The sequence below is a fragment of the Gilliamella intestini genome (assembly GCF_900094935.1).
Taxonomy (GTDB): Bacteria; Pseudomonadota; Gammaproteobacteria; order Enterobacterales; family Orbaceae; genus Gilliamella; species Gilliamella intestini.
The window spans coordinates 21084-34371 of record NZ_FMBA01000025.1 but is presented as its reverse complement, the minus strand read 5'-3'; the positions used below and the strand labels follow the sequence as shown (position 1 = coordinate 34371).

Below are 13288 nucleotides of genomic sequence, written 5' to 3'. Positions count from 1 at the left end.
CTGCTTGCTTTAGGATATCGTTTTCCATACGGAGTTGTTTAAGCTCTTTGCGCAACGCGATTAGCTCTTGTTCTTGTGGACTGCGATTATCTTTTGTTTTAAATGAGCCGCTTTGGCTTGATTGCGTTATCCAACGGTCCAATGCTGATGGTGTCAAATCATATTCTGCAACGATTTCACTACGTGATTTACCATGTTGATAAAGACTGACCATTTGGTGTTTAAAATCATCTGTGAATGTTCGTCTTTTGCGTTTAATCTTATTCATATTTGTTCCTTTTTTAGTCGTGATAAGTTTACCTTACCCCTTAAAAAAGTTGTATGATTTAGTGTAGCCGATCCAATAGAGAATTTTCTACTTTTTTGCTGTATTATTTTAGGGGTAGTTACAATAGTTGTTTCCAGTAATAATTCTGTATGTGAAGTAAAAGGTAGAACATTAATCCCCATTAAGCCGATTAAGATCTATGAAAACATGGATGAAAAATTGAAAAAACTAGGTGTTAGTGAAGAAAATATAGCATGGTTTAAGGCCATACCTAAAGCAAAAGAGTATTAAATTATGAAAAAGTTACTTCTTTTATTATTATTTTTCATATTATCAGGATGCCAAGAAGGCGAACCTCTTGATTCTAGAATTTGGGGTTCATCAGATACAAATATTGATAATAGAAGATATGATATGTCAATTTTGATGATAAAAAATAATTGGTTTCAAGGAAAAACTACAAAAGATATTGTTGAAAAATTACTGGAAGCAAAAGTAGGGACAATAACTATAATTACTGATAATAAAAGAATATATTGTGTTAAGGAATCTGAAGGATGGAATATTGATTTTGAACCGGAAACGTTAGCTTATTTAGATCTTTATTTTAAAAATGATTTAGTAGTAAAAGCCGTATTGAGAGAGAGAAAGCAAAGTTGGTCAAATAAAATTGATGGGATGGGAGGTGTTTCTGAACAAGAATATAAAACAAAATTGGTACGGAATGCAAAATAATAAAAAAATCATACTATTATTAATGTTTATATCAATAGTAGCATTAACCAGTTGCAACAAAACCCCCTTAGAAAAGGTTTTAAATGATATAAAAGAAAATAATCCTAAAACCATAACCTTATCTGATTATACTAATTTTAAATGGGATGAAGTTTGGTTAATCAGTGGCAGTATTGGTGGAAGGTATATCATATTAATGCGAGAACAAAATATTGATGTAAAAAAAATAGAAGATCCTAAAATTAAATATGGAATGTCTCAAGAATTCTCTAATACAGTTGTATATGTATATAATAACAAAGTAGTTTATTACGAATTTCCTCCAGATGCCAGGGATTATATGGCTTTAGCTTCAGAAGGAGCATTAGCTCTTTTAGATTTTAAACTAGAAAGAGGACAGATTATAGTTGTTTCCAGTAATAATTCTGTATGTGAAGTAAAAGATGGAGATTTAGTTCCTATTAAACCTATCAAGATCTATGAAAACATGGATGAAAAATTGAAATAAACCGATAATGAATTAGCAAGCAAAGTTTTAGATTATTATCATGAACATGGTTTATGGGAAGCGAAAAAAAGCATTTCTAAAGCAAAAGAGTATTAAATAATGAAAAAAAAATCATACTATTGTTACTTATGTGTTTATTTCTAACCAATTGTAGTAAAACTCCTTTAGAAAAAGTATTAAAAGATATAGAAGAAAATCACCCTAAAACCATAACCTTATCTGATTATACTAATTTTAAATGGGATGAAGCATGGTTAATCTATGGAAATGTTGGCGTAAGTTATTTAAAATTCATGAGAGATCAAAATATTAATGTGGAGAGAATAGATGATACCATCAAAATGTGGAAAGAATTTTCAAATACTATAGTGTACATATACAATAAAAAAGTTGTTTATTATGAATTCCCTCCGGATAACAGGGACGGGGAGATTTTTGGTTTTGTAGAGCCATATGCACTATTAGATTTTAAACTAGAAAGAGGGCAAATTGTTGTTGTTTCAAGTAATAATTCTGTATGTGAAGTAAAAGATAGAGATTTGGTTCCCATTAAGCCGATTAAGATCTATGAAAACATGGATGAAAAATTGAAATGAATATACGTTTGATTATCGCTATTGTCTTTGTGTTCTTTCTTATTGGTTGCGACAAAGATCCGTTAGAAAAGGTAACTATAACTTAATCACTCCGAAGCCACCGCACCCAATCCACTGTATCCACTAACAAAAAAGACCCTGTTTTTTACAAAAAACAGATTGAAATCGCATTGATTTTATTAATTTTTTTTGTTTTCTTGTTTTTAACTGTTATTATTTTACTATAACTCAGGTACTGAAATATTCTTTTAAAACTAAGCTAATAATCCATTGATTTTTGCTTATTAAATAGAATGTTGATGTTAACTTATACCACTCTATGTTATGCTAGCGTTAATATTAGTCACAGGATATTCCTTTATGATAAAAGACCCCTTTTTTGACCGCGAAGCCGAGAAGTATGATTCCCCAATTGCCAGTCGAGAGCTTATTTTAGATTACCTTAAACAAGAAGCAAAGCCTGCCAGTTTAGAAAAAATTGCTCAAGCTGTTGATATTAAAAATGATGAGCAAAAAGTGGCATTGCACCGGCGTTTGCGTGCTATGGAGCGCGATGGTCAGGTGGTGTTTACACGTCGTAAGTGTTATGCCTTGCCCGAAAAGTTCGACATGGTCAAAGGTAAGGTTATTGCCCACCGTGATGGTTTTGGCTTTTTGCGGGTAGAGGGTAATCCTGAGGACTATTTTTTAGCACCAGAACAGATGAAAAAAGTCCTACAAGGCGATGTAATTTTAGCCCAGCCTATCGGCACGCAATACCGAGGTAAAACCGAAGCTAGGGTAGTGCGAATTTTAGAGCCGCGTAGTAATCAAATTGTTGGCCGTTATTTTATCGAGCAAGGCGTTGGTTTTGTGGTGCCTGATGATAGTCGTTTAAACTTTGATATTTTAATAACAGGTAAACCCGATCGCACCGTGCGCATGGGGTCGGTTGTAGTCGTTGAGTTACAACAGCGACCAGAGCGTCGTCAAAAAGCGGTGGGTGTGATTAAAGAAGTGCTTGGCGAAATGATGGGCACAAATTTAGCCATTGATATTGCCCTACGTAATCACGAAATTCCTTATGAACTGCCTAAAGCGGTTGAAACCGAGGCCAGCAAATTTGCCGATCAAGTGCCCGAAAGTGCCAAAAAAGGCCGTAAAGATTTACGAAATTTACCTTTGGTAACAATTGATGGCGAAGATGCGCGTGATTTTGATGATGCGGTGTATTGCCAAAAAAATCGTGGCGGTGGCTATCGGTTGTGGGTGGCGATTGCGGATGTGAGTTATTATGTTCACCCTAGTAAAGCATTAGATAAAGAGGCTTGTTTGCGTGGTACGTCGGTTTACTTTCCGTCGCGCGTGGTGCCTATGCTTCCTGAAGTTTTATCTAATGGGCTGTGTTCATTAAATCCGCAAGTGGATCGCTTATGTTTGGTTTGTGAAATGACGGTGTCTAATCGTGGGCGTTTGACGGGATATGAATTTTATGAAGCGGTAATGAACTCACATGCTCGGTTAACGTATACCAAAGTGGCGAAGATTTTAGAGGGCGATGAAGAACTTCGTGAGCATTACCGTGATTTGGTACCTCATCTTGAAAACCTTTATGGGCTTTATAATGTGCTTGATAAAGCACGGGTTACTCGTGGGGCGATAGGGTTTGAGTCAGAAGAACCTAAATTTATCTTTAATGTTGATAAGCGTATTGAAAGTGTCGAGCTAGCACAGCGTAACGTGGCGCATAAAATCATTGAGGAGTGTATGATTTTAGCCAATGTGGCTGCGGCAAAATTAGTGATTAAAGCAGATATTCCTTCATTATTCCGTGTGCATGACAGGCCTGATGAAGATCGCATTAATAATTTGCGTAGTATTTTAAGCGAACTTGGGTTGTCGCTTGGGGGCGGAGCTAATCCTAAACCTAAAGATATCGCTGAATTAATGACCGTAGTTGAAACGCGTCCTGATCATGATATGTTGCAAACCGTGATTTTGCGCTCCATGAAGCAGGCTATTTATGATCCTGAAAACCGCGGCCATTTTGGTTTAGCGCTTGAGGAATATGGACATTTTACTTCACCAATTCGTCGTTATCCTGATCTACTTTTGCACCGTGCGATTAAATGGATTTTAGCTGATGAACAACAAAAAACCAGTAAAACAGGTGGCTACCGTTATACCACTAGCGAAATGCTCTATTTTGGCGAGCACTGTTCCATGACCGAACGACGTGCCGACGAAGCGGTGCGTGATGTAGTTGATTGGCTAAAATGTGATTACATGCAAGATCATGTCGGCGAGGTTTTTAACGGTACGATTTCGAGCGTGGTAAACTTTGGTTTCTTTGTGCGGTTGGACGATCTATTTATCGATGGTTTAGTGCATGTGTCATCGCTTGAAAATGATTACTATTTTTTTGATGCCTCGCACAATCGCCTAGTTGGTGAAAATACACGTTTTGCTTATCGTTTAGGCGATAAAGTGCAAGTGAAAGTCGATAATGTTAATCCAGAAGAACGTAAAATTGATTTTTCATTGGTTGGCAGTAATAATAAGCCAAAACGTCAGGGTAAAACGGCAAAAGATAAGTCCAAACCAGTCAAAAACGATCAACTTGCTGATTTATCAATAAAACGAAAAGGCAAAAAATCAACCAGTAAAAAAAGTAGCGCGAAGCCAAATACTAAGCAAAATACTAAACCAAGTACCCCAAAAAAGGCAAAATCGAACGCTAAATCAAACATGAAAGCAAGTACTAAAGTTGAAGTGAAAGCCAAAAGTAAAAAACGTAGTAAATCAAAATCAACCAATAAAACCAAATAGTTAATAAAATAAAAGAGTAACAAATAAATGAGTGAAACAGTTTATGGCCTGCACGCCATTGAAGCATTATTAGCACGTTCGCCAGAAAGAATTATTGAAGTATTTATTATTAAAGGGCGTGAAGATAAACGCCTTCTTGCCGTTGTGCGTCAATTAGAACAACTTGGCTTGCCTGTAAAAATGGCTAATCGTCAATGGTTAGATGAAAAGTCAAAAAACGGCGTGCACCAAGGTATTTTAGCCATGGTTACGCCGAATCGAGGTTATCAAGAAAATGATATACCTTTGCTCATGGAACAACAGCCAAATCCAGTTATTTTAATTTTAGATGGTGTGACTGATCCACACAATTTAGGCGCTTGCATTCGTACTGCTGATGCTGCAGGTGTCGATTTTATTATTGTGCCAAAAGATCGCTCTGCACCGCTAAATTCCACCGCACAAAAAGTCGCCTGTGGTGCGGCAGAGAGTGTGCCCGTGGTTAGGGTAACTAATTTGGCTCGTACAATGCGAATGCTGCAAGATGAGTACCTAGTTTGGATTGTGGGCACCGCTGGAGAAGCTGATAGAACGCTTTATCAAACAGACTTTTATAAAACATCAACACAGACCGCACTTGCATTGGTAATGGGTGCTGAAGGTGAAGGTATGCGCCGTTTAACTAAAGAGCACTGCGATGAGTTAGTCAGCATTCCAATGGCAGGTATTGTGTCATCACTAAATGTATCGGTAGCAACTGGTGTTTGTTTATTTGAAATTGTTCGGCAAAAATCAGCTATCAGAACCTAATTTAGATGGTTATAACCGTATTGGCTACCTAACTATTTAAGTTTCATACGAAATCAATAGATTAGTTGAACTTCAATACGGTTAATTAAAACAATCGTAAAAATATATTAGCAAACATCTTTTTTATTAGCATGAATTTTTCATTTGTCTTTAAAAAATTAAGTAAACAAGTGAGTATAATTTTGTCAAAAAGTTTCAGGTAACCCTACGTTTCAGTAAAAAATATTGTTTTTTAGATCGTTAAATGCTTTTTAACAAGTTGCGATCTTATTTTTATTTATACTCGTGCGTACTGCCTAATATTTTATCTATGGAAAAAATTTATTATTGCTTGAGAATAAATTTCTCATATATTTTTTCAATCCAAAAAATTGAGTAATGGCAACACAATAAAATTGCTGGGTATATAATAAAATTTAGGGTAACCCATGCTGATATCAGCAAATCAATACCAATCGAATTGATTAAATAACGCTGATATAAATAAGGATATCGAATTAACCGAGGGATAATCATAAAAATAAGGCTAATTAAAATGCCAATAAGTAAACCACAAAAGACTAAACCTGACGGTTTTTTTATTTTGTTTAAAATGAAGATTGAAATAAGAATAAAACAGAAATAACACAATCCATAATACATTAAATAATAATATTCAGGTGTATGGTATTGTCTTTTGATAAAACGATAACACCATTGATAACTTAACAATCCTCCAACACAATTAAACAATAATATAACAGCTAGTTTAATGGCTTTCATTGGTTAGTCCTTTTTATGTTCAATCTTTTTAACTGCTTTATCTAAAACAGTATATGTACAATATAAACCATCAAAAGCAATTTTTCATTATTATTTTTAGTTGTAATAGATTATTTAATAGGAATAAATTTAATATTTTTTATTGTATGTAGTTATATTGCTTAATATGTAGGAACTACTCGCATTGTTTACAGTAATTTAAGAAACAACTGTAATAAATACACATAAAAAAAACAAAACTAATGTCCTATCACAAGCAAACGATATAACGCGGACGCCATAAAGAAAAATAACCGTTACTCATTAGGTCAAACACTCTATGGTCATTCGCTAGAGCATTTATAATATGCTAAACAAGCCTGATGAAAGCTGTTTGTGCCTTTAACCAGTAAGAACCAATGTTATAAAACCATCAGCTAGGGTATTAAACGTTTGTTTAAAATCGAAAAACCCATTGAAAATAAATTAAGACGGCAAGCTAAAGGCGATAACAAAACCTATATTTTGTATCTGTTTGATTTTTAATGTTTTTATACATAAACGTAGTACACTCCTGAAACTTTTTAACAAAATATTATAATATCTTGATTTATTTAGATAAACTGTGTGATAACTGGTATATCAAGCAAAAATCACCTGCCTATAAACTAATGGAAAAGCTGAAAGCGTGATACGAACTTTGAATTGAAATGCGGCATAAGCAGCCAATATTTAGCGATGCAAAAGAGTGAAAATAAAAGCTTAAACGCTTTATTGATTTTTATCATACCGTTAAACCGCATAAAGCGATTTCAGGAAAAACGCCTTATGATTTTTAGCGGATTATTTTAATCATAAAGTGTAAATAACTTGGTGTTTACTTACACTTAATATGACCATTTTGATAGCTGTTGACTAATTTAATTTATAAGCTATGGTAATACCGTGTAGCCTAGTGGGTGAAAGCTTTCCTATAAATTTTGTGCGATTATCGATGTGTATTTTTTATCGGTAGTTGTAGCCAACATTCTAAAATGCCGACTAAGTTAGTCGGCATTGCTATTTTGAGTGCTAATTTTTTATTAGGTCAATATCAATGCCTAATCCTTTGGCAATTCCAGTTCCATAGTCAGGGTGCACTTTATAGAAGTGTTTGAGCTGTCTGATTTGAATATCATGGTTCACATTTTTCATAGATCCAATGATATTATTAATAAGCAGTTGTTTTTGCTCTGATTGCATTAAATTAAATAGTGCACGTGGTTGTGAGTAATAATCACCATCCACACGATGATCATGCCTATCCATTGTCCCAGCCGGTACATGCATTGGTGGCTCAGCATATTGTGGTTGCTGTTTTGGTGCGCTATCGATGCTATTAGGTTCATAGTTAGGCGCATTATCAGGAGTATAAAAACGCATTGCGCCATCACGTTGATAATTATGTACAGGGCACTTTGGAGCATTGATTGGTAATTGTTGATAATTGGTTCCTATACGATAACGATGTGCATCAGCATAAGCAAAAATTCGTCCTTGTAGCATTTTATCTGGTGATAACCCTGTTCCAGGAACGATATTACTTGGTTCAAAGGCAGATTGTTCAACTTCAGCAAAATAGTTTTCTGGATTACGGTTCAGTTCCATTACGCCAACTTCAATTAATGGAAATTGTTTTTGTGACCATACTTTAGTGACATCAAATGGGTTTTCTGGGTGGTTGTCGGCTTGCTCTTCAGTCATAACTTGTATATAAACTCGCCATTTTGGATAGTCTCCTTGCTCAATGGCTTTAAACAGATCTTCTTGTGCCGAATCTGGGTTGGTTCCTGCTATTTCTGTTGCTTTTTTAGGATGAATATTTTTGATTCCTTGTTCAGTTCGAAAATGCCATTTAACCCAAGTACGAACGCCATCTTTATTGATTAAGCTATAAGTATGGCTACCATAACCATGCATATGACGATAACCATCAGGGATACCACGATCCGAAAATAAAATTGTAACTTGATGAAGTGATTCTGGCGATAAAGACCAAAAATCCCACATCATTTGTGGATCTTTTAAATTAGTTTTAGGGTCACGCTTTTGAGTGTGAATAAAATCAGGAAATTTGAGTGGATCACGAATAAAAAATACAGGGGTATTATTGCCGACGATATCCCAGTTACCTTGGTCTGTGTAAAATTTTACTGAAAATCCACGGGGATCACGTGCCGTATCTGATGAGCCTCGCTCGCCTCCTACTAACGAAAAACGAGCAAAAATTGGAGTTTGTTTACCAACATTGGCAAATAGGCTAGCGTAAGAATATTTGGAGATATCGTTGGTGACTGTAAAGGTGCCGTGTGCGCCGGAGCCTTTGGCGTGGACTCGTCTTTCAGGAATATTTTCACGGTTAAAATGGGCGAGTTTTTCGATAAGTTGAAAATCATCTATCAATATTGGACCTTGGGGACCTGCAGTTCGGGAATTTTGGTTATCGGCTATTGGTGCGCCGTTATTAGTGGTTAGTACTTTTTTGTCTGACATTGCTACACTCCTTTATTTTATATTAAAAAAGCTTTTAAAGATGAAAGACTCAATTACTTTTGAATGTTATGTATTAGAAATTAGAACGGTAGTGCATAGTAACCGTAGTACATAGTAACAGTAGTACACGGTAACCGTAGTACATAGTAATAAACTTAAGCGTAAATAATTTGGGGTAGTTTGATATCCCAAGGTTTGTTGTCAATATGTTGTACCTTTTGACAAGCAAAAGCAAGCCCAATAGGTAAAATTTGTTGAGTTTGATAATTTGCTAGTAATCGGTCGTAAAATCCTCCTCCCATTCCCATTCGATAACCACGTTGATCGAAAGCAACTAGTGGCGTAAAAACAATGTCGAGTTGATGATAAGGAAATACATTTAATACATTTAACTTTGGTTCAAATATGCCAAATTTATTTTTAATCAGTTGGGTTTCACTAGTGTATTTTAAAAAGAGTAAATGTGTCGAAGAAAAAGGGTGAATAATGGGCAAATAGACAGATTTATTTTGTTGCCATAAATATTCAATGATGGGGGTTGTTTCGACTTCACCATCAAATGATAAAAATATGGCAATATTTTTTGCAGTATTAATGGCCTGATGATGAAAAATTTGTTGGTATATCGCTTGCTGGGCAATATTGCGTTCTACTGGGGATAATTGTCGCCTTTTTTGACGAATTATTTGCCTGATGTTCATACCGTTTTACTTTTTAAGAAAAAGGTCGAAAGAAACTCCAAGATGTCGTTAGGGTCGTAACCCTTGAACCCGAGGTTCAAGGTGAACATCGTGTTTTAATTTTTAGGTTTCCTTACAAGTAAGGCATACTCACCAATTAAAAGTCACTCCGTTCTTAAGATAAGATTATCGGCTCAGGGGACTAACCCATATCGCGAGCATCTCAGAGGTGATTATTATAATACAAAATTTATCAGATCATACAATACCATTTGTATTAAATTTACAATTTAAATATTAGTTGTTGGTATTTAGTGCAGAATCGAGTAATTGCTGTAGCATTTTTAGTCGATCGCTAAATTCATTGCTTTTTTGTTTTTCTTTTGCCAATTCGTAAGAAATATTCAGTGCCGCAGTAATAATAAGTTGATCACTATTAACCTGAGGGGATTTTTCCCGTAAATTTGTTAAGCGCTCATCTAAATCTTTTGCAGCACTATTAAGTGCTTCGACTTCATCAACAGGACAATTGAACTTTAGTGTTCGTCCAAAAATTTGAATAGTGACAGCTTGAGTTTCCATATTTAACCTATTGATTCATAAAATTATTAATTTTATCGATAATGTGTTTTTGATCTAGCCCTATTTCTTGTCTTATCTCACTTTGAGATCCTTGAGGAATAAACCTATCAGGGAGTCCAATATTTAAAACATCACATTTTATTTTTTTCGATAACAGATATTCACCGACGCCGCTACCAGCACCACCTTTAATACTGTTTTCTTCAATGGTGACAAGTATATTATGAGTTTGGCTTATGTGCAAAAGGACTTTTTCATCAAGTGGCTTAACAAAGCGCATATCGATGACTGTAGCATCAATTTGCTCAGCAGCTTGTAAAGTTTCTGAAAGTAAAGCGCCAAAATTTAGTAAAGCAATATTTTTTCCTTGCCGACATAATTTAGATTGCCCTAATGGAATGGCAGTTAATGGCATAAGCTGTGTGCCACTGCCTTCACCACGAGGATAACGCACTGCAGCAGGTCCATTATGTAAATAGCCTGTGTAGAGCATTTGACGGCATTCGTTTTCATCGCTTGGGGTCATGATAACCATATTGGGTACGCAGCGTAAATAACTTAAGTCAAATGCTCCTTGGTGGGTTTCGCCGTCGGCGCCAACAATACCTGCACGATCGATGGCAAACAAGACAGGTAAGTTTTGAATAGCAATATCATGAATTACTTGATCATAAGCGCGTTGCAAAAAAGTTGAGTAAATAGCTACAACAGGTTTTAATTCACTAATTGCAAACCCAGCAGCAAGGGTTACCGCATGTTGTTCGGCTATTGCAACATCAAAAAATTGGTCAGGATAAGTATTTGCAAATTTTGTCATACCTGAACCTTCTCCCATTGCTGGGGTTATTGCCATTAAACGTTTATCATTTTGCGCTATTTCGCATAACCAATCCCCGAATACTCGCGAATATGTTGGGGCAACTTTTTGGGTAGTAGGTAATATGCCATCATTGGGATTAAATTTTGGAACACCATGCCATAACGTTGGGTCTTTTTCAGCTGGTGCATAGCCTTTGCCTTTTTGGGTAATAACATGCAGCAACTGTGGGCCTTTTAATTGTCGAACCCTTTGCAGGGTTGCAACTAAAGCATCAATATCGTGCCCATCAACAGGACCAATATAATTAAAACCAAGTTCTTCAAATAAAATAGCTGGGGTGACTAAGCCTTTTAGGTGCTCTTCTGTTTTTTTTATGAGTTCTTTTAATGGAGGAATATTTGCCAGCACACGCTTGCCACTTTCACGAAAAGAGGTATAAGCTTTACTTGCTAATATTTGAGCTAGATGTTGTTTAAGTGCACCAGTATTTGCTGAAATTGACATATCATTATCGTTGACAATCACTAGCATATCTGGCTTAACATGACCAGCGTGATTCATTGCTTCAAATGCCATACCAGCAGTTAATGCTCCATCACCAATAATGGCAGCTACTTTTTTACCTGATTGTTTTTTTTGTTCGCTAATTGCAATACCAAGTGCTGCACTAATTGAAGTTGAAGAATGACCTGTGGTTAGCACATCATATTCACTCTCATTACGATGAGGAAATGGATGAAGTCCCCCTTTTTGACGAATAGTGAGCATTTGGTCTCGTCGACCAGTCAAAATTTTGTGAGGGTAAGCTTGATGACCAACATCCCAAATAATTTTATCAAAAGGTGTGTGATAAACATAATGCAAGGCAGTTGTTAATTCAACCACACCTAATCCCGATGCTAAATGTCCACTTGATTGACTTACGCATGCGAGTAAATATTGTCTAAGTTCGTGACAAATAGACGATAACTGTGACTGAGGAAAACGTCTTAGATCCTCAGGTGAGTTTATCTGTTTTAACAAAGGGTAATTATCTAAATTCATTATGTAATGTTGTATTTTAGCTAGTTGTTAACTATTGCGATTAATAATATAACCAGCAAGTTCCTGTAATGGCTGATTATTATAAGGTATTTGTTTTAGACTATCGATAGCTTGCTGATAGAGTTGCTGGGTTAGTTTTACTGCACTATCTAGCCCAATTAATGCAGGGTATGTACTTTTTTCATGAGTAAGGTCTGAACCTTGTGGTTTACCCATAATAGATTGCTCGCCAATGATATCTAAAATATCGTCTTGAATTTGAAATGCTAGCCCAATTGCCTCAGCATAGCGATCGAGCATTAGCTGATAAGGTTTAGCTATTTCACCGCATGCAAAAGCACCCAAACGGATTGCCGTTTTGATCAATGCCCCTGTTTTATAACAATGTATTTTTTGCAAATGTTCAAGACTAATTGATTGATGTGTGGCCTGTAAATCAAGCGATTGGCCAAGGCACATGCCATTAACACCACTGGCATGGGCAAGTTCAGTTATCATATTAATTTTAGTTTCATCATCGATTAATTTACTTTTTGCTAGTATTGAAAAGGCTAAACTTTGTAAGGCGTCACCAGCAAGTATTGCTTGAGCTTCACCAAATTGGATATGGCAGGTTGGTTTTCCTCGGCGTAAGTCATCATTATCCATTGCAGGTAAGTCATCATGAATTAATGAATAAGTATGAATTGCTTCAATCGCAGCAGCGGCTTCATCTAACTTAGAAAGGGGGCAATTAAACATTTGTCCCGTTAAATAGACTAAAATAGGTCGAATTCGTTTACCACCAGCTAGCAAGCTGTACTCCATTGCTTGTTGAAGTTTGGATGCCTCAATTTGTGAAATGCAGGCAGTCAAAAACGAATCAATTCGTTGTTGTAATGGTTTTAAACTATTCATTATCATCAATTAAGAATTCTGACAGTTCGGCGTCACTATTTTCAGATAATAAGATCTGAATGCGTTGCTCAGCTTGTTGTAACTGTTTTTGTCCTGCTTTTGCTAATTTGATCCCTTTTTCAAACTCATTTAATGCTTCGTCTAATGGTAGATCGCCGTTTTCTAGTTGAGCTACGATAGTTTCAAGTTGTTTAAGTGTCTCTTCGAAACTAGGTTCTTTGTCTTGTTTTTTTGCCATATTCAATTCCTCTTTGCGTGCGATGAGTATACACTTATTTCCCATAATCG

The 13288-nt window shown here is 35.8% G+C and carries 12 protein-coding genes and 1 other RNA gene; 5 read left to right on the top strand and 8 right to left on the bottom strand.

Annotated features, from left to right (window positions below; genetic code table 11):
• A partial coding sequence (locus tag GA0061080_RS07735; protein ID WP_141683117.1) for a transposase occupies positions 1-268 on the bottom strand: 268 nt, incomplete at its 3' end.
• A gap of 294 nt (positions 269-562) precedes the next feature.
• On the opposite strand from GA0061080_RS07735, the gene GA0061080_RS07730 reads away from it, so the two are divergent.
• The 5 genes from GA0061080_RS07730 to rlmB all read left to right on the top strand — a co-directional run bounded on the left by GA0061080_RS07730 (position 563) and on the right by rlmB (position 5704).
• Entirely contained in the window at positions 563-1003 is a 441-nt protein-coding gene (locus GA0061080_RS07730) for a hypothetical protein (protein WP_091123654.1), read from the top strand.
• Positions 993-1511, top strand: coding sequence for a hypothetical protein (locus GA0061080_RS07725; RefSeq protein WP_091123651.1), 519 nt, complete (start codon positions 993-995; stop codon positions 1509-1511). The genes GA0061080_RS07730 and GA0061080_RS07725 overlap by 11 nt, the downstream gene beginning before the upstream one ends.
• 128 nt (positions 1512-1639) lie before the next feature.
• Positions 1640-2107: a hypothetical protein gene (locus GA0061080_RS07720; RefSeq protein WP_091123646.1), complete on the top strand. Its 468-nt coding sequence runs from the start codon at positions 1640-1642 to the stop codon at positions 2105-2107.
• Between the two features lie 360 nt (positions 2108-2467).
• On the top strand, positions 2468-4915 hold the full coding sequence (gene rnr, locus GA0061080_RS07715) for a ribonuclease R (RefSeq protein WP_091123643.1): 2448 nt from the start codon (positions 2468-2470) through the stop codon (positions 4913-4915).
• A gap of 27 nt (positions 4916-4942) precedes the next feature.
• A complete protein-coding gene (rlmB, locus tag GA0061080_RS07710) occupies positions 4943-5704 on the top strand; it encodes a 23S rRNA (guanosine(2251)-2'-O)-methyltransferase RlmB (protein WP_091123639.1) in 762 nt (253 codons plus the stop codon).
• 1812 nt (positions 5705-7516) lie between these two features.
• On the opposite strand, the gene GA0061080_RS07700 is transcribed toward rlmB, so the two are convergent.
• From GA0061080_RS07700 to xseB, 7 genes are all read right to left on the bottom strand, one after another.
• Complete coding sequence (locus tag GA0061080_RS07700) at positions 7517-8977, bottom strand: catalase (protein ID WP_091123634.1); 1461 nt, start codon at positions 8975-8977, stop codon at positions 7517-7519.
• A 155-nt stretch (positions 8978-9132) separates the two neighbouring features.
• Positions 9133-9678, bottom strand: a complete 546-nt coding sequence (locus GA0061080_RS07695; protein ID WP_091123627.1) for a 5-formyltetrahydrofolate cyclo-ligase — start codon at positions 9676-9678, stop codon at positions 9133-9135.
• A 30-nt stretch (positions 9679-9708) separates the two neighbouring features.
• Positions 9709-9890, bottom strand: a non-coding RNA gene (ssrS, locus tag GA0061080_RS07690) — 6S RNA.
• A 64-nt stretch (positions 9891-9954) separates the two neighbouring features.
• The gene (gene zapA, locus GA0061080_RS07685) at positions 9955-10239 is read right to left on the bottom strand and encodes a cell division protein ZapA (protein WP_065561227.1); all 285 of its coding nucleotides are present in this window, start codon (positions 10237-10239) and stop codon (positions 9955-9957) included.
• Between the two features lie 7 nt (positions 10240-10246).
• Complete coding sequence (dxs, locus tag GA0061080_RS07680; protein ID WP_091123624.1) at positions 10247-12103, bottom strand: 1-deoxy-D-xylulose-5-phosphate synthase; 1857 nt, start codon at positions 12101-12103, stop codon at positions 10247-10249.
• Between the two features lie 27 nt (positions 12104-12130).
• Positions 12131-13003 (bottom strand): (2E,6E)-farnesyl diphosphate synthase, encoded by an 873-nt coding sequence (gene ispA, locus GA0061080_RS07675; RefSeq protein WP_439330224.1) that lies wholly within the window; start codon positions 13001-13003, stop codon positions 12131-12133.
• A complete protein-coding gene (gene xseB / locus GA0061080_RS07670; RefSeq protein WP_091123617.1) occupies positions 12993-13238 on the bottom strand; it encodes an exodeoxyribonuclease VII small subunit in 246 nt (81 codons plus the stop codon). Before xseB ends, ispA begins: the two co-directional genes overlap by 11 nt.
• Positions 13239-13288 lie beyond the last annotated feature (50 nt).